Below are 16,301 nucleotides of genomic sequence, written 5' to 3' on the forward strand. Positions count from 1 at the left end.
GACTAATCCTTACCTAACATTTTGATGCCAGACACAACAAACAAAAACATAATAACGGCTGCAATGAATGACGCGTTATCGAGTAACGCCTCGAAGACACCCGATTTAAAAGAGCGCTCTGCGTGGTTTACGTTAAGATTCAAAGAGTGCTCTTTATAGGTACCGTTGTTAAAAGAACTGGTATCGATAGAGAAGAGCGTTTTGAACTTTTCATATTCATCTGCCATCTCTTGTTTGATCTCTAAAACCTCATTTTGAGCTTCAGCGATTTGAGTTGGAGTGATGATGAAGTCTTCGCCGTTGAATCCGTAATTGGGTTCATCAAAGTTATTGGTATTGGTTACACTATCGATAAGGTCTGTTAATTTGTTTTCGACACCCGACATGTCACCAGTTTCAAGCCCGTCTAACTTTGTGGATAGGTCCGAAAGACTGGCTTCAACGCCGGACAAATCAGGAGTACCTAAAGAATCTATTTTTGAATTAACGTCTTCGAACTCATAGTAAAGACCGTCAATCATAGTGTTATTGCTTAAAACCTTTTCTTCGATATTTGAGAGACGGGCAACATCAGGGGACATGGCTTTTAAGAGCTTGTTGTTAAGGTTTGCTTTTGCTGCGTTCCTTATTTGAATTTTTTGTAGATCAGTAAGGCCACCGCCAGAAACCTCCAAAGCTTGAATCTTACTGGCCAAATCGCGATTCAAAGTGACCATCAAATCTCGCTCGGTTTTTTGTCCGGCAATGAGTTGGTCATTTTTAGTCATATTGCTAACACTGTTTCGAACAGAGTCTAAGAGCCAATTGCTTTGAGCGCCAGTGAGAGCGCCGCCATCGCCAGCAGGGAAATCGGAAATGGAGTGTATTATGGATTGAGTGTTGCGCTTAACAATCGCGACTTCTTCATCTAGATCATCAAATCTATGAAAGGTCTGTTTATAACGATCCTCCAAACGATTTTTGATGTCTTGTCTCGCAGCAAAAACACTATCTCTAACGGTGTTTTCTAATCCACCTTGAGCGGCCGTTAAAGCGTCTATCTTGTGAGAAAAAGATAAATCATTGGTCTTTTGCGTATTGATTAATTCAGCAACCGCTCGATTAAAATCTTCTTTGGTTAAATTGCGTCTACTTAAATCAGAAACTATTCCTATTAACTTAGAGTTATTATTATTCAAATCATCCATAACATAACGGTAATGGAGGCAATCTCTATTATCATCGTCGACAAAACAATTATTAACAGTTTGTGCTTCCTCTAGACGTTCATAAAATTCGTCTAAATTATCAGGAACATTGTTACCATCAGAATCCGCAACCTGATTGTCATTGCTATAAGGGTTAGGGTCTTCACCGTTTTTAATGCCATCGCCATCCCAATCCTCTAAGTCATCTTGAACGCCATTTTGGTTAACATCACCTTCAAATGGAAAGAGCTCAGGAACGTCACCAGAATAACGGTTGATTTGGTCAAAGCCACAAGTAGAGCCCGTGTAGTAAAACTTATTGGTCCAACGTCCCGCTTCAACAGAAACTGACACCGTACTCGGAGCCATGTTGCAGGCTGCACCAGTAGACCGATCACCAATACAGTAAGAGCGGGGATTATCCCCCCAAATGTATGAGTCCCACGTTAAGTTTTTTCCGCTTCCCTTAAGTATCTTACAAGAACTCACGCAAACGCCATCAACCTCAACTTCACCCGCGCCACACTGCAAAGCATTTGAATTGAAAGCGATAAGAGCCAAAGAAAGCGAGAGATATTGTCGATATCGTTTCACTGTAAAACCCTAGATAAGAAAACGCCTCCAAGCTAGGAGGCATTGATACCCGTATATACGCCATATACGAATGACATCGCCATAACCACCCCAAATAGGATGGTTACAACTTGAGAGACAATCTCTCCCATTAGTTCCCCATAGAGTTGACGATAGCGCGGAGACCAAAGCCAAGTGCAGCAAGACCAATCAAGCCAACGACAACAAGACCGTAGTTAGATTGACCAGTACTTACCGCTTCATTGATTGCGGTTGTGATAGGTGAAGTATCAGCGAATGATGAAGCCGATACAAGAGCTGTAGAACCTAGAACCAATAGACGTTTTTTCATGATATTTCCTTTTTTAAGAGTGTGTTACTAAACGTTGACTCTTAGCCTTTGCCAAGAGTTTTTAAGATTCGTCCGAGCACATGGCCTGAAACGAAAGATAATAAAACCCAACCTGAAACAGTTGTGTATAGCTCTGAATCGATAGTTAGAGACTGCGCCCCAGAGACTAATTTGTTGTATTCGCTGTCGCTAAGCATTACGAGCTGACAGTCAAAGTCGGTTGACGTTCTTAAGTAACCTTGTTGAGTGGTCGTAATGCAGTTCATTGTTAAGCCTTACTTGAAGCGCTTTTTTGACGATTAAGAGAGCCAATTTCAGACAAAAGAAAGTCTCTTTTAGCCTCTAAATCACGGATAGTTCTTGTCAGAAGCAAGCGGTCAATCCAATCAATTACAAAGGAGCAAACACGACCAAATAGTGAAAGTACGACCATGGTCATGACTAGAGCTTCAATCAGTGAATGCACATCATCGCCAGTTAATTGATAAATTACCGTTTCCATGATTAAGCCTTATTTGCTTTCATGAAGTTATCGAAGTGCTTTTTGATTTCTTCATCGACAGGCACAAGCTTGTTTACCAAGATATCGAGCGGGTCATTTTGGTTAGCACCAAAGCTCAGCTCGTATTCACGGTTAGCTACAAAAGCGCGCGATTGGATAAGCTGACGTGCGTATTCCACATCAATTTTCAGTGCTTGCTTGTTGTATGGAATGTCAGTTGAAAAGCCGATGCCCGTTTGTTGAAACTTCTCGTTATCGACTTCTTCAACGGCACGAAGTACAGACAGCTCCGCGAACTCCATACCAGATTTAGGGAAACGCTTGATTGAGATACCAGTTATTGTAGGCATATTCTTGACTCCAAAATTTCGATTTTCTGTTTCGTGTATTCGTCAGGAATCCCCAACGAGCTATTAAAGTTAGCGCGTCTATGATGCGAAGGAATGAGCATCCCAAACGCTTCACCCAAATCACCCTCAGTCATAGAAACGACCTCAGCAAGAGCCTTACCACATTGACGACGAACCCAAGCGATACGCGCCATGAATTCGAGTCCGGCTTTCTTCTTGTTCAGTTCAATTCTCATTGGTTCAGCAGGGTCTATACTGGCTGCGAAATCACAAAGACCAGCAAAGGCCGAAGCAGGCGAGGCGAGTAGCGATAAATCACACTTCTTCAATTCCACTTCGTTGCGATACCAAATCACCTCGGGGTCAGCGATGTTTTGTTCGAACTTCTTGTTGTAGATACGCCAGTAAACTGAAGACGTACGAGAACCAACCAAAACCGCTTCTTCTGATAGTTCACCAGACTGTGAAACGCGCTTATGAGGAACCATTGTGGGACCACGTCCACGTGGAGCAGTGCGAAATGCTCCCTCATAAAAACATTTCTCAGCATACTGACAGTCAAAAATTCCGGTGTAGTCATCAACACACAAATCAAGGCGGGCTAGGCGAGTGATACCCAACAGAGACAGCCACCAATGCACCTTCTTGTGTGTCGTGAACTCAAACAGCTTCGCGCAGCCTGTGCCATTGATTTGCACATAAACGGTGTCATTGTTGCCACCAACACCGACCAAGCCACATTCAACCGTTCCGGTAGAGTCATAAATCACCATCGAATCTTCATAGCCATGCAAGCCACGACCACGCATAGGAGACAAGCGGAAGTTAAAAACTTTCGCCATGAACTCGTTGAACCTATCAGCTAAAACCTTACGACACTTGTTACGGTGTAACTCCATGGATTTTTCGATAGCTTCCGGTGAATCAAGACGGCCTTTAACAGTCTGCTTTTTGAACTCAGGAAACTGCATATTGATAAAGTCTTGTTCGTTGGAGCTATCCAAATGCCTAAGAGAGCCATAAGAAAACGAAAAGGCTAGGTGATCGACTTGAACCGGACGAATTTCGTCATGGAACTTATGTGGTTTCTTAGATGGCACTGAACACACCCTTAACCAAAAGCTCTTGGTAGTTTTCATCCGTGATTTCAACAACCTGAAAAGACACCATTCCATAATGCGACTCAATGAACTGGAAGAAATCGCGTGGAGTCTTAAAGAAGTTATGACCCCAAGGAAAATAGGCATTGATACCGTGATTAGGTTCGTTGTCGAAGTAGATAGAATCCATGACTAAGCCTTAACCAGTTTCAACAAAGGCCAAGCCGGAAGCAGTCTGTTGAACGCGTCTTTTGCATCAGCATCCGTCAGAGGCATAGCCTTAGATTTGTGAATGGTGATAACAGGAGTTAGACCAGTTTCCGTGATTTGATAATGAGCGAGATAGCGAGGAAGAATCCCAGAGCACACTTGAACGATATACATAACAACCACCTTGACTGATTATTGAGAGTTAGAGTGACCGTCTAAGCCGAGCTGAAAGCGTCAAGGGCAAACAGCCCAGACCTAGACAGTCAAATGAGTAACCAATGTTGGGTACTATAGTCACCAAGATTGGAGACCACAAGTCACAAAAATTGGTCACTAATAAGCTATGATTAGGAAAACGGAGGATTTGCCATGTACCAAAATGAACTGTTAGACGCCTACAAAAAGGCGCATAACTACGTACAAGACAAGCAAATAGCGCACGATATGAACGTGCCAAAGCAACGAATCAGTGATTTTCGCAAAGGTCGTCGCTATCTAACTGATTCTCAAGCGGTTTTTCTGGCGGAAAATTCAAAATTAGACCCACAGGTCGCTTTGATAGGTTTACACGCTGATCGCAACGATAATCCACAGATAAAACAGCTATGGGAACACATGGCAAAAAAGTTTGATGGGATTGGATTGTCAAGCATTTCAATGGCTTGCGGAGGTTTTGCGTTATGGATGATGCAGACTAAAGATGCGATAGCCAACTGCGTATTATGTACGTTATGTTAAATTGGATTTGTTGTTTATAAGGCAGGACTCTTTGTGTGATGCCCTGCCTTTGTATTGTGTCGATGCTCTCTGAATTATACTGTGTATTTAACCATAATGGTTATTTACCATAAAATACCTAATATCCAGTGATAATAATCTTCGATTTTAACCCTGGTATTAGTTAGAGATTAACCGCCAGCAAATTTAACTTTGTAGCCTTTCTTTTCAAGGTGCGCTTTGATCTTGTCACGCGCGTCGCCTTGAATTTCGATGTTGCCATCTTTTACTGAGCCACCACAGCCGCAAACTTTCTTAAGTTCTGCTGCCATTAGTTTTAATGGTGCGTCATCTAGATCTAAGCCAGTTACGACAGAAACGCCTTTGCCTTTACGGCCTTTGGTTTCTTTTTGGATTCGAACGATACCATCGCCTTTAGGACGTTGGACTTTCTCTTCTTCAGGTTTGATACGACCTGTTTCTGTTGAATATACTAGGCTCATAATTTATTTCTTTTGTTGCTCTGCTTTTTGTTTAGCAAGTAAGTAAGCTTCTATATGACGCTGTATTGCAATCTTTCCGCCTTTAATAAGGCGTCCGTTAAACATGCAGTACCACGCATTCGGCTCACCAGTGTCATTTTTGATTTGGTAGCCATTGAAATTTTCAGTTTGGCCACCGGTCCCTCTAGACTTACTTAACGCTGTGAACTCTTTTGGGTCAATAATAGATGCAGTATCAATCCACCAATCGATACTCTTTTTCACGGCAGCTAAGTTACCTTGAATAACGTGGTTTTTTAACTTGGTACGCCAAATTGTGTTCGTGGCATCCGTCGATTGGAGATGGATCCCTCGGTAAATTGAATTAGCCATATCTATTGATCATCTTTTTGTTTTCACTGCATTAATCATAAGTATACTAATAATGATAGCAAGCATAATATGGCAAAAACACCTGTCGAGGTACGGTAATTTGAGAAAAAAAGTCCCTATTTTAACCGACTCTGTGATAATTAATTCGTTTGTTGAAAAATTAAACAGCAACGTTACCGTTGAAATTATCGATGAGCTAACAGGTTTCCAGTATTCTCATAATTCACTGTTGGGTATCTACAGTGATTGGAATCGCTACCACGCTTTTTGTACCAAACATCGAATCAATACACTCCCTGCCTCTATTACGGCTGTTCGTCGTTTTCTTGAGACGGAGTCTAGTGAACGAAAGTATGCATCGTTAAAACGTTACACTGCAACGCTTAGCTTGTTGCACACTGTACTCAACTTCGCCAACCCTATCAAGCATAGACAAGTTCGCTTTACCCTGCTCCATCTGCAAGCTCGAATGGTTGGTGATGCTAAGCAGACAAACGCGATGACTTCTTCACACCTTACTCAATTGAACTCGTTACTTTCACATGACAAAGCGACACTAAAAGAGATCCGCGACATAGCGATTTATAACGTAATGTTCGAATGTGCGTTGAAGCGCTCTGAACTCAAGTCTTTATCAGCGAGTGATGTGGAAAGTATTGTTCATGACTATCAAATCACAATCAAGGGCTTGGTCTACAAGCTTTCACCAGTTGCAAGTTCTGCTCTTGAACGCTGGCTGAGCTTTACTGGTTTGGAAGAGGAATTACCTGTATTTCGGGCGATTGATAAGCACGAAAACATCGGCCTACAACCATTAGATGATTCGTCGATCTATCGGATTTTAAGGCGTGCAAGTGACTTACTTGGTTTAGCCGACAATCACCATTTTTCAGGTAATTCGATTCGAGTTGGCGCGGCGCAAGAGCTTTCAAAACAAGGGCTTAAAGTGAGAGAAATACAAGACTTCGGACGTTGGCTTAGCCCTGCGATGCCAGCCCAATACGTTGGATATGCTGGTACGGCAGAGAGCGAGAAAATGAAGTTCAAAGCGTTAACACCGTGGCAATAAGCCATATTAGGTCGGCAGTAGACTAAAAACATCGCAAACAAAAAAAGCGGCTTGGAGAAATCCGAGCCGCTTTTTAGAGTTAATCTGTTATACAAAAATTTAGAAAATACCCTTAAGAAAGGCTGGTTCTTACGCAGTTTTCTAGGAACTGAGCGAACTTATGCCCGTCGTGTTCTACCATTTTTGGGAACATCGAGATTGGTGTCATACCTGGGAAGGTATTCACTTCGTTTAAGTAGATTTCGTTATCTTGTGTTAAGAAGAAGTCGATGCGAGACAAATGGCGAAGCTTCATCTGTGTAAACACTTTGCGAGCGCTTTCTGCAATCAGTTCACGCTGCTCATCAGTGAGGTTACTTGCTTCAACTTCTGTTATTGAGTGGCTGTCTGCGCTGTATTTCTCTTCGTAAGAGTAGAATGCGCCGTTCGGTGCAATCACCTCTCCCGGCTTGCTGATGTGCAGCTGGCCGTCTATTTCGTAAGCAGCAACTTCTAATTCTCTCGGTACCACTGACTTTTCAACAAGTACTTGATCTGAATACGTAAATGCTTTGTTGATCGCTTCACTCAAGTCTGCAATTTGATTGACTTGATAACAGCCAACTGATGAGCCTTGACGAGCCGCTTTCACGAATACTTTACCCCACTTTTCAAAAGCTTGAGTTGCTTGTGAATGTGCTTCGTCTGTATTGTCAGATAGGAATAGATATGGCGTGTTTGGAATCCCCAGTGCGTCATACCAAAGCTTTGACGTAATTTTGTTGAAGCTGTTATTGCTAGCTTCAGAACCACAGCCTAAGTACGGGATTTTCGCCATTTCGAACAGTGATTGGATATCACCGGTTTCACCTGGGAAACCATGAATACATGGAACGATGAAGTCGACTTTTGACTCTAGGTTGTCGCCACGCAGCGTTTGATCATTGATATCAAGATAGACCAACTCGCCCGAATCTAGACACCAGCCTTCGTTCTTAATCTCAACTCTCACAACGTTAAAGTCGTCAACGCTCCTAAGCTGATCAAAAAGGTAATTGGCTGAAACTAAAGACACTTCGTGCTCTGAAGATCCACCGCCGCATAGTAGAAGAATGTTTGTGGTGTTCATGGGTAAATTCGGTCCTTGAAACGAGGAGTACTGACTTCAATGATAAACAAAAGTCGAGATAGGTACAGTGTTTTGATTGTTAAAATTGCGTCCGAAAGGTCGAGCGATTAACTATTAGACAAAACGGTTCGTCATAAAACAAAAGAAGGAGCATTTGCTCCTTCTTTATGATTTAAAACTTAGTTTAACTTGTTAAGCGTTGGGTATTCAGAGTTCTTGATGTCATCAATACTCTTCACGAATGGCTTCAAGTTTTTAAGTGAACTAGGCAGTGTTGAGATAGCTTTTTTCGCTTCTAGGCGTGTCGCGTAGTCACCGTAAAGTACTGTGAACCACTTTGTGCCGTTAACCATTTTGTAGTTTTCCCAAACTGGTTGAGAAGTCGTCGGTAGCATTTTCACGAAAGAGTCGACTTTACTTTGGCTCCCAACCGCAACAACTTGAACTGTGTAACCAAAACGCTGGTTCATGTCTTGTTGCTTCTTAGTTGGACCTTTCACTGCCGCAACGGGTTTAGCTTGAGTTGTTTGAGTGACTTTCTGCTCAACAGGTTCTGTTCTGATAACGTTAACTACATTCTCTTCAACAACGCCTGATTGCTGTGATTGAGACACAACCGGAGCTTCAACTTTGGCAGTTTTGTACTCTTCTTGATAACTGTCTGAAGTCACATCCGTGATGTAGTTTTCAGATACACATGCAGCCAAGAGCAGTGGCAAAGTCGCAATTGCAATTTTTTTCATGGAAAGCTCTATATCCTTAATAATAATTACTATAAATCATGCCGATACGTCGGTTTAGAATCAAGTTAACTTTGAGATTATACACCATTAGTGGGTGACCTATTTCACAAACTTAATGCAGTGTTTGCTTATTCATCTGAATTCGGTGAATTTGCCATCAACCTGTCATCGAAAAGTAAGTTACGATGAACTTACGTGCATTGCTAGGATATGTCTATGAATCATCTTGATCCCCTACTTAAACCCCGTTCGATAGCCGTTGTTGGTGCTTCTCAGCGTGAGAATCGAGCGGGATACATCGTTATGAATAATTTGTTGCACGGGGATTTTAAAGGCGCGGTAATGCCGGTTACGCCAAAATACGATTCTGTAGCGGGCGTACTCTCATACAAAAACATTTTGTCGTTACCTATTGTTCCTGACCTGGCGATTCTTTGCACTAACGCGACTCGGAACATAGCAGTCTTTGAGGAGTTAGCGGAGAAAGGCATTGCGTCTGTCATTGTTCTGTCTTCGGATATGCAGCAGCCGAGTGAAAACGGCGAAACGTACGACTCAAGATGCCTAGCGATTGCGAAAAAGCACAATATACGAATGCTGGGATCAAACAGTTTAGGTGTGATCATACCTTGGCTGAATCTCAATGCTTCCTTTTCTCCTGTTACCGCACTCCCCGGTAAGATTGCCTTTATTTCTCAATCTGCAGCGGTGTGCACGACGATACTTGATTGGGCGAACGACAAAGAGATCGGTTTCTCTGCGTTTATCTCTATCGGAAACGGCACAGACATCGAATTCTCGGAACTGTTGGATTATTTGAGCACCGACTCCCACACGGAAGCAATATTGCTTTATGTCGATAGCATTAAAGACGCAAGGCGTTTCATTTCGGCAGCACGAGCTGCGTCACGCAACCGGAGAATATTGGTCTTAAAAGGCGGCAGGACTGCAAAAGGCAGAGCTGCGGCAATGGCACATACCGGCGGCGCAGACACTTTAGATATTATTTATGACTCGGCTATTCGTCGTAGTGGTATGCTGCGAGTTAAGAACTTACATGAACTGTTTGCTGCCGTAGAAACTTTAACTCACTCTGTCCCATTACGCGGAGAGCGACTGGCCATTGTCACGAATGGTGGTGGGCCTGCGATTATGGCAGTAGATACGCTTTTTGAGCGCGGTGGTAAACTCGCTGAATTATCGGAAGAGACGCTCGAAAAGCTTAATAAGGTGCTACCTTCAAGTTGGTCACATAGCAATCCTATCGATATTGTGGGTGATGCAGGTGATCAACGTTATATTGATACGATCAACACCCTGCTCGATGGTGATGAGGCAGATGCTATTCTCATCATGCATAGCCCTTCTGCTATCGCACACTCTGCTCAAACTGCTGAGCGCATCATCGAAGCGATTAAAAAGCACCCTCGCCATAAGCGATTCAATATTCTTACCAATTGGTCTGGTGAGCTTACGGCAAGGCCTGCTAGAAAGCTGTTCACTGAAGCTGGTATTCCAACCTATCGAACACCAGAGAGCTCAGTGGTCGCATTCATGCACTTGGTCGAGTACCGACGCAACCAACGTCAGCTTATGGAGACGCCAACCACGGCTGAGAAAGTCCATATTGAAGATTTAGCCGATGCCAGAAATTGGATAGAACGCCAATTACTGGATAAAGATACAGTTAGCCTTGATACCCATCAAAACAGTCAGTTTTTCAAACACTTCAACCTAGATGTGCTGCCTACTTGGATCGCTTCAGATCCTAGTGAAGCGGTACATATTGCAGAAACGATTGGTTATCCTGTCGCAGTTAAACTCCGCTCTCCAGATATCGCGCATAAATCTGACGTTCAAGGCGTAATGCTTAATTTAAGAAACTGCAGTGAAGTCGCAAATGCGGCTCAAGCGATTCTTGATCGCTCTCAACTGTCGTTTCCTACAGCACATATCCATGGCTTGCTGGTACAAGGCATGGCGAAGCTTGCTGGCGGACAAGAGCTTCGCGTGAAAGTCACAACCGATGAAACATTCGGTCCTATTATTCTACTCGGTCAAGGTGGTTCGGAATGGGATGAGTCGATTGATGCGGCTGCAGCGTTCCCACCACTGAATATGACACTGGCTCGCTACTTGATTATTCGAGCGATAAAGAGTGGCAAGATTCGTCTACAGAAGCTTCCTAACCCTATCGACATAGAAGGCTTGTCGGAGTTGCTGGTTCGTATCTCACAAATGGTGGTTGATTGCCCAGAAATACATGACCTGGATATACATCCAGTGCTTGCGAATGGCGATAAGTTCACGATATTGGATGCAGATATTGTATTGAAAGCCTACGAAGGTGATCCGCAAGAAAGGCTGGCGATTCGCCCATACCCCGTGGAGCTTGAAGAACGCATCCAGTTAAAAGATGGTACAGAAGTGTTGCTACGCCCTATTCTTCCTGAAGATGAACCACTTCATGCCGACTTTATTAACCGAGTGTCTAAAGAGGATCTCTACAAACGCTTCTTTAGTGATGTGGGTGAATTCAATCATGAAGCGTTAGCTAATTTTACTCAGATTGATTTTGATAGAGAGATTGCTTTTGTTGTGGTGCGTGAAGAACAAGGTGTACCTGCAATCATTGGCGTATCTCGGGCTCTGATTAACCCAGAGAATACGGATGCCGAATTCGCGATATTGATTCGCTCTGATCTCAAAGGCGTTGGTTTAGGTCGAATTCTGATGACTAAGGTTATTGATTACTGCCGTGCCAAGCAAACTAAACAGATGTCGGGAATGACAATGCCAACCAACAGAGGAATGCTGACACTAGCTCAAAAACTTGGTTTCAAGCTAGATATCTGTTTTGAAGACGGCACGGCAGATATGGTGCTTCCGTTACTTGAGTGACCATGTTTTTTTAAGGTGTTGAATACACCAAGATTTGGCGTCGCCCATTTTGTTGCGTCGCCAAGCCATCACAATGTCGATCGGTTGCGGCTCCGTCCCTGCAATCTGTTTTAAAACACCAGATTCGATCAAAGGTTTAGCAACGCTACACGGCAAGGTACCAATGCCGAGCCCACTAGTTAAAGCTTCTACTTTTGCTGGGAAGCTCGTCACCGTTAAGCGCGGTTGTTTCTCTAAAATATTGATGCTTAATGCTGGCTGATCGCGTGCAGTATCTGCAATTGCGATCACCCTGTAACTTTCTCTAGCCTTTTGATCGAAATCTCCAGAGCGCTTATGTACGTAGTGGTTGGATGCTGCTACCCAAACCATTTTCATTCTTCCTATTACGTCACTTTTCATGTCATTGGGAATGGTATCTACCTTTGGGCAAACCAGTAAGTCAGCTCGACCATCTGACAGCGATTCCCAGCACCCCGCCAAAATTTCCTCTTGTAAACGTACACGCGTTTTACTGATTTTTCCTAGTTCATCAACAAGTGGGAAGAAATTAGCAATTGGGATAATGCCATCAAAAGCGATGGTTAAATCCAACTCCCATCCATTAGCTAGAATGCTGGCTTCGTTGACGAGCCTTTCTGTCGCACCAAGGATCACCCTACCTTGTTCAAGTATCAACTGACCGGCCTCTGTGAAGTTTGCGCGATGGCCAGAACGGTCAAAAATCATGATATCTAAGTCTTGTTCAAGCTTTTGAATTTGATAGCTGAGTGATGATGGCGCGCGGTCCATTTCGTTGGCCGCAGCTGCGAAACTCCCACGTCTGTCGATGGCGTCTAGGATGTGTAACGCTTCAAGTGTTATTGGGCTATGCATCAGTTTCCTACTTTGTAAATGAGAGGTTGGTCACAAAAATGGAAGCATTCACCAGATAAATGGAACCATTAAAGGTCTTTTAATACAATGAGTTATACGGTTTAAGTGAGCTTTTAATGACAAAACTACAAATAAATTGAAATGCAAATAATAGTAATTATCATTTAGATCCAATATTATCTTTCGCGAAATCAAGATAATACTATGGAATTAAGGTAACTATCAGATGTATAAGCAATCCCTACTCTCTGCTTCAATCGTTTTAGCGCTTTCATCAACCTCAGCCTTAGCTGAAGATTATGCCCTATTTGACGAGGTTGTTGTATCTTCGACTCGTACGAATCAAACACTTATCAATACTGCAGCTTCAGTCACCGTAATCTCTGATAAGCAAATCGAAGAGAATATGGCAAAAGATGTCGACGAGATTTTCGAGTACACGCCTGGTGTAACGATGAACTCAAGCTCACGCCAAGGTGCACAAACTATCAACATCCGAGGCATGGAAGGAAAACGCGTTAAGATTCTAGTCGACGGTTCATCGCAACCTGGTTCATTTGACGGTGGTCCTTATGCATTTATCAATTCTAGTGGTATTTCTATCGACCCTGATATGTTGAAGAGTGTCGAAATCATCAAAGGTGCTGCTTCAAGTTTACACGGAAGTGACGCCATTGGCGGTGTTGTGGCGTTTGAAACTAAAGATCCCTCTGACTTCTTAAAAGATGGTGAAGACTTCGGTGGTCAAGCTAAACTGTCTTACTCTTCTGAAGATAACTCGTTCAGCGAACATGTTGCATTAGCTAATCGTTTTGGAGATTTAGAAACTCTGGTTGCTTACACTCGCCGTGATGGTGAAGAGCTTCAAAACTTCCGTAACTCGGGTGATTTAGAGAACTACGCAGTAGAAAATCAAGACACATCAGCAGATAATCTATTGGTTAAACTTCAATACCAATTGAATGAAAGCCATCGCATTGAGTTTCTAGCAGAGCTCATTAAAGATACCTCTGATTCAGACATCTACCACTCTAGTTATGATAGCTACACTGGTGAAGATGACACGAAACAAAACCGATTCGCAATCAAGCACATTTGGTTTGCAGACGGCGCGATTGCTGACACAGTGACGAGTAAAGTGTCGTACATTTCTAAAGAAGAGAACGGTGTTACGAAACGCTTTAAGCCTGCAGGCCCAGGTTTCCCTCCTTACGTTCCTGCTAATAACGACAACCTTCAAACCAAAGATTATGATTACACCGAAGATAAGCTTGAAATAGAGACGCAACTAGACAAAGAGATTAACAATCACTACCTAGTTTATGGTGCGACTTATACACATAGTGACATCAGCAACACCAATATGGAGTACAACTCAGATCCAGCGACTGACGATCAGCTTTACGTGTACACGCCTGATGCGAAAGAGCAGAAGTTTGGTTTGTTTGTTCAAGACGAAATCAGCCTAATGAACAATAAGCTGGTTGTGACTCCTGGTGTTCGCTTCGACTACTTCTCTACAGACCCTGGTAAAAACACTGGCGAATCTCTAACTGACTTCTCAGATTCTGCAGTAACAGGTCGTTTAGGTACAACGTACAAACTAACAGACACAGGTACTGTATTTGGTCAAATTAGCCAAGGCTTTAGAGCCCCTTCATTTGATGAACTCTACTACACATACGACAACCCTGGTCACGGCTACGTAAATGATCCGAATCCTGACCTTAAGTCAGAAACAAGTATCTCGTACGAGCTTGGTTACCGTCACAACACGCAAGCTTCATCGTCTGAGATTGCAGCTTACTACAGTGATTACGATGATTTCATTGAAACTGTAGTAACGAAAAAAACCGGCGGTACGACACACTACTCTAACGTTAACTTAGAGTCAGCGACAATCAAGGGTGTTGAGTTCTCGAATACGTTACTTTGGGATGTGTTAGTGGGTGCGCCAGAGGGTATTTCTACTCATTTCGTGGCATCTTACACTGAGGGTGAAGATGGAAACGGTAATGCACTAAACAGTGTTAACCCATGGAACGCTGTGTTCGGTCTGAACTACGATGCACCGAACCAAAATTGGGGTACAAGCCTTAAGTTAAATTACACGGCTGATAAATCTGGCTCAGACATCAACTTTGATGACGAGAATGGCGGTAATGCTGGTCAAGCTGAACTTCCAAGTGCAACGGTTGTTGACTTAACTGCTTACTACAAACCAATGAAAGATTTGACTATTCGTGGTGGTGTGTTCAACTTAACTAACGAAGAGTACTACCGTTGGAATGATATTCGCGGCGATGATGAGCTTTACAAAGAGAACTCTCAAGCTGAAAGAAACTACGGTATTTCAGCTAAGTACGAATTCTAATTCGTTACAAACCTAAATTGCAGAAACTAAAAAGCCAGCTTTATGCTGGCTTTTATCTATTTCACTAAAAATTGTATCAAAAAGGAATAAGTGAAATTACTTCTCTGCCATTTCTTTCTTTACCATTACCGCAGCAGCAATGATGAAAGTGATGATTAGGCCTAGTTCCATGATTAACTCCAAAGAAAATTAACATTAAACATATAATTCGCGTGCATAGTAACACAATGAATACAGAATGATACTTTTTAACCACTAATTTACTTTTTATTCGATTTAGATCAAAAAAGATGCCCTAAAGCATCTTTTTATAAGTTAATCATTCATGAAACAACTAGATCAGCCAGGGAAACCATTAGGATTTGTTGACTGCCAGCGCCATGTATCTTCGGTCATTTCAGTCAGTGTGCGGGTTGCGTTCCAACCTAATTCTTTCTGAGCTTTTGCCGGATCTGCCCAACATTCTGCGATGTCACCAGCACGTCGCTCAACAAGTTTATATGGGATTTGTTTGCCGCTTGCTTGTTCAAACGCCTTAACCATGTCTAAAACACTAGAACCGTTGCCTGTACCCAGGTTGTAGATGTGCAGACCATCTTTGCGCCCTACTTTATCAAGTGCTGCAATGTGGCCATCCGACAGGTCCATAACGTGAATGTAATCACGAACGCCCGTGCCATCTTTAGTTGGATAGTCACTACCAAATACAGATAAGAATTCGCGTCGGCCAACGGCAACTTGAGAAACAAACGGCATCAAGTTGTTTGGAATGCCTTGTGGATCTTCACCTAGTTCGCCACTTGGGTGTGAACCTACTGGGTTAAAGTAACGAAGTAGCGTGATGCTCCAATCTGGATTCGCTTTTTGGAAATCGGTGAGACACTCTTCGACCATTAATTTACTGCGACCATAAGGGTTGGTTGCGCTAGTCGGGAAATCTTCAGTGATAGGCACACTTGCAGGGTCACCATATACTGTTGCTGATGAGCTGAATACTAACGTTTTAACATTCGCTTCGCGCATTGCATCAACGAGAACCAAAGTGCCGTTTACATTGTTGTCATAGTATTCAAGAGGCTTCTCAACTGATTCACCCACAGCTTTTAAGCCAGCAAAGTGAATAACGGCTTCGATGTCGTGTTGCTTCAATGTTTCAGTTAACAGTGCTTTATTACGAATGTCACCTTCAACGAATATAGGACGAACGCCAGACACTTTTTCAATTCGCTCTAGAACGCTTGGCTTACTGTTGTACAAGTTATCAAAAATTACAGGTGTCATACCTGCGTTGATCATTTGGATACTTGTATGACTGCCGATATAGCCCATGCCACCGGTTACTAAAACATTCATGTTTAGACCTT

18 protein-coding genes are annotated in these 16,301 nt (G+C 42.9%); 4 read left to right on the plus strand and 14 right to left on the minus strand.

Going from position 1 to position 16,301, the window contains the following annotated elements; translation table 11 throughout:
* Nucleotides 1-2 precede the first annotated feature (2 nt).
* The 8 genes from OH460_RS02875 to OH460_RS02910 form a co-directional block, all read right to left on the minus strand.
* On the minus strand, nucleotides 3-1,781 hold the full coding sequence (locus OH460_RS02875; RefSeq protein ID WP_269994898.1) for a hypothetical protein: 1,779 nt from the start codon (nucleotides 1,779-1,781) through the stop codon (nucleotides 3-5).
* A 130-nt stretch (nucleotides 1,782-1,911) separates the two neighbouring features.
* A complete protein-coding gene (locus OH460_RS02880; RefSeq protein WP_116871524.1) occupies nucleotides 1,912-2,112 on the minus strand; it encodes a hypothetical protein in 201 nt (66 codons plus the stop codon).
* 41 nt (nucleotides 2,113-2,153) lie between these two features.
* Nucleotides 2,154-2,378 carry a hypothetical protein gene (locus tag OH460_RS02885; RefSeq protein WP_171761997.1) on the minus strand — a complete coding sequence of 75 codons (225 nt, stop codon included), beginning with the start codon at nucleotides 2,376-2,378 and terminating at the stop codon, nucleotides 2,154-2,156.
* A gap of 2 nt (nucleotides 2,379-2,380) precedes the next feature.
* Nucleotides 2,381-2,614, minus strand: a complete 234-nt coding sequence (locus OH460_RS02890; RefSeq protein ID WP_128164309.1) for a hypothetical protein — start codon at nucleotides 2,612-2,614, stop codon at nucleotides 2,381-2,383.
* 2 nt (nucleotides 2,615-2,616) lie between these two features.
* A complete protein-coding gene (locus OH460_RS02895; RefSeq protein WP_128164307.1) occupies nucleotides 2,617-2,964 on the minus strand; it encodes a DUF1293 family protein in 348 nt (115 codons plus the stop codon).
* On the minus strand, nucleotides 2,952-4,064 hold the full coding sequence (locus OH460_RS02900) for a replication initiation factor domain-containing protein (protein WP_269994905.1): 1,113 nt from the start codon (nucleotides 4,062-4,064) through the stop codon (nucleotides 2,952-2,954). The genes OH460_RS02895 and OH460_RS02900 overlap by 13 nt, the downstream gene beginning before the upstream one ends.
* Nucleotides 4,054-4,254 (minus strand): hypothetical protein, encoded by a 201-nt coding sequence (locus OH460_RS02905; RefSeq protein WP_128164305.1) that lies wholly within the window; start codon nucleotides 4,252-4,254, stop codon nucleotides 4,054-4,056. Before OH460_RS02905 ends, OH460_RS02900 begins: the two co-directional genes overlap by 11 nt.
* 2 nt (nucleotides 4,255-4,256) lie before the next feature.
* Nucleotides 4,257-4,448 (minus strand): hypothetical protein, encoded by a 192-nt coding sequence (locus OH460_RS02910; protein WP_128164302.1) that lies wholly within the window; start codon nucleotides 4,446-4,448, stop codon nucleotides 4,257-4,259.
* A 195-nt stretch (nucleotides 4,449-4,643) separates the two neighbouring features.
* Here OH460_RS02910 and OH460_RS02915 point away from each other — a divergent pair, with 195 nt between their 5' ends.
* Nucleotides 4,644-5,012: a DUF3693 domain-containing protein gene (locus tag OH460_RS02915; RefSeq protein ID WP_269994908.1), complete on the plus strand. Its 369-nt coding sequence runs from the start codon at nucleotides 4,644-4,646 to the stop codon at nucleotides 5,010-5,012.
* 170 nt (nucleotides 5,013-5,182) lie between these two features.
* On the opposite strand, the gene yciH is transcribed toward OH460_RS02915, so the two are convergent.
* Both yciH and OH460_RS02925 read right to left on the minus strand, forming a co-directional pair.
* Nucleotides 5,183-5,494, minus strand: a complete 312-nt coding sequence (gene yciH, locus OH460_RS02920; protein WP_008221404.1) for a stress response translation initiation inhibitor YciH — start codon at nucleotides 5,492-5,494, stop codon at nucleotides 5,183-5,185.
* Between the two features lie 3 nt (nucleotides 5,495-5,497).
* A complete protein-coding gene (locus OH460_RS02925; RefSeq protein WP_008221406.1) occupies nucleotides 5,498-5,866 on the minus strand; it encodes a DUF3319 domain-containing protein in 369 nt (122 codons plus the stop codon).
* 100 nt (nucleotides 5,867-5,966) lie between these two features.
* Between OH460_RS02925 and OH460_RS02930 the strand changes: the two genes are divergently transcribed.
* A complete protein-coding gene (locus tag OH460_RS02930) occupies nucleotides 5,967-6,935 on the plus strand; it encodes a tyrosine-type recombinase/integrase (protein ID WP_269994913.1) in 969 nt (322 codons plus the stop codon).
* A gap of 112 nt (nucleotides 6,936-7,047) precedes the next feature.
* On the opposite strand, the gene OH460_RS02935 is transcribed toward OH460_RS02930, so the two are convergent.
* Both OH460_RS02935 and OH460_RS02940 read right to left on the minus strand, forming a co-directional pair.
* Nucleotides 7,048-8,043: a D-alanine--D-alanine ligase gene (locus OH460_RS02935; protein ID WP_269994915.1), complete on the minus strand. Its 996-nt coding sequence runs from the start codon at nucleotides 8,041-8,043 to the stop codon at nucleotides 7,048-7,050.
* A gap of 179 nt (nucleotides 8,044-8,222) precedes the next feature.
* A complete protein-coding gene (locus OH460_RS02940; protein ID WP_008221412.1) occupies nucleotides 8,223-8,786 on the minus strand; it encodes an SPOR domain-containing protein in 564 nt (187 codons plus the stop codon).
* Nucleotides 8,787-9,002: 216 nt separating this feature from the next.
* On the opposite strand from OH460_RS02940, the gene OH460_RS02945 reads away from it, so the two are divergent.
* On the plus strand, nucleotides 9,003-11,687 hold the full coding sequence (locus OH460_RS02945; protein WP_269994918.1) for a bifunctional acetate--CoA ligase family protein/GNAT family N-acetyltransferase: 2,685 nt from the start codon (nucleotides 9,003-9,005) through the stop codon (nucleotides 11,685-11,687).
* Here OH460_RS02945 and OH460_RS02950 read toward each other — a convergent pair.
* Nucleotides 11,676-12,563: a LysR family transcriptional regulator gene (locus OH460_RS02950; protein ID WP_269994920.1), complete on the minus strand. Its 888-nt coding sequence runs from the start codon at nucleotides 12,561-12,563 to the stop codon at nucleotides 11,676-11,678. The two genes, OH460_RS02945 and OH460_RS02950, sit on opposite strands and share 12 nt — an antisense overlap.
* A 226-nt stretch (nucleotides 12,564-12,789) precedes the next feature.
* On the opposite strand from OH460_RS02950, the gene OH460_RS02955 reads away from it, so the two are divergent.
* On the plus strand, nucleotides 12,790-14,937 hold the full coding sequence (locus OH460_RS02955) for a TonB-dependent hemoglobin/transferrin/lactoferrin family receptor (RefSeq protein ID WP_269994921.1): 2,148 nt from the start codon (nucleotides 12,790-12,792) through the stop codon (nucleotides 14,935-14,937).
* A 339-nt stretch (nucleotides 14,938-15,276) separates the two neighbouring features.
* Here the strand turns inward: OH460_RS02955 and galE are convergent, their stop codons facing one another.
* Nucleotides 15,277-16,290 (minus strand): UDP-glucose 4-epimerase GalE, encoded by a 1,014-nt coding sequence (galE, locus tag OH460_RS02960; RefSeq protein ID WP_269994923.1) that lies wholly within the window; start codon nucleotides 16,288-16,290, stop codon nucleotides 15,277-15,279.
* Between the last annotated feature and the right edge of the window lie 11 nt (nucleotides 16,291-16,301).

The organism is Vibrio sp. Makdt, from assembly GCF_027587015.1.
Classification (GTDB): Bacteria; Pseudomonadota; Gammaproteobacteria; order Enterobacterales; family Vibrionaceae; genus Vibrio; species Vibrio chagasii_B.

What these genes read in the sequence shown, in the direction of transcription:
- OH460_RS02880 (WP_116871524.1), bottom strand. Translation starts at nt 2,112, where the DNA reads ATGAAAAAACGTCTATTGGTTCTAGGTTCTACAGCTCTTGTATCGGCT.
- OH460_RS02885 (WP_171761997.1), bottom strand. Translation starts at nt 2,378, where the DNA reads ATGAACTGCATTACGACCACTCAACAAGGTTACTTAAGAACGTCAACC.
- OH460_RS02890 (WP_128164309.1), bottom strand. Translation starts at nt 2,614, where the DNA reads ATGGAAACGGTAATTTATCAATTAACTGGCGATGATGTGCATTCACTG.
- OH460_RS02895 (WP_128164307.1), bottom strand. Translation starts at nt 2,964, where the DNA reads ATGCCTACAATAACTGGTATCTCAATCAAGCGTTTCCCTAAATCTGGT.
- OH460_RS02905 (WP_128164305.1), bottom strand. Translation starts at nt 4,254, where the DNA reads ATGGATTCTATCTACTTCGACAACGAACCTAATCACGGTATCAATGCC.
- OH460_RS02910 (WP_128164302.1), bottom strand. Translation starts at nt 4,448, where the DNA reads ATGTATATCGTTCAAGTGTGCTCTGGGATTCTTCCTCGCTATCTCGCT.
- OH460_RS02915 (WP_269994908.1), top strand. Translation starts at nt 4,644, where the DNA reads ATGTACCAAAATGAACTGTTAGACGCCTACAAAAAGGCGCATAACTAC.
- yciH (WP_008221404.1), bottom strand. Translation starts at nt 5,494, where the DNA reads ATGAGCCTAGTATATTCAACAGAAACAGGTCGTATCAAACCTGAAGAA.
- OH460_RS02925 (WP_008221406.1), bottom strand. Translation starts at nt 5,866, where the DNA reads ATGGCTAATTCAATTTACCGAGGGATCCATCTCCAATCGACGGATGCC.
- OH460_RS02935 (WP_269994915.1), bottom strand. Translation starts at nt 8,043, where the DNA reads ATGAACACCACAAACATTCTTCTACTATGCGGCGGTGGATCTTCAGAG.
- OH460_RS02940 (WP_008221412.1), bottom strand. Translation starts at nt 8,786, where the DNA reads ATGAAAAAAATTGCAATTGCGACTTTGCCACTGCTCTTGGCTGCATGT.
- OH460_RS02945 (WP_269994918.1), top strand. Translation starts at nt 9,003, where the DNA reads ATGAATCATCTTGATCCCCTACTTAAACCCCGTTCGATAGCCGTTGTT.
- OH460_RS02950 (WP_269994920.1), bottom strand. Translation starts at nt 12,563, where the DNA reads ATGCATAGCCCAATAACACTTGAAGCGTTACACATCCTAGACGCCATC.
- OH460_RS02955 (WP_269994921.1), top strand. Translation starts at nt 12,790, where the DNA reads ATGTATAAGCAATCCCTACTCTCTGCTTCAATCGTTTTAGCGCTTTCA.
- galE (WP_269994923.1), bottom strand. Translation starts at nt 16,290, where the DNA reads ATGAATGTTTTAGTAACCGGTGGCATGGGCTATATCGGCAGTCATACA.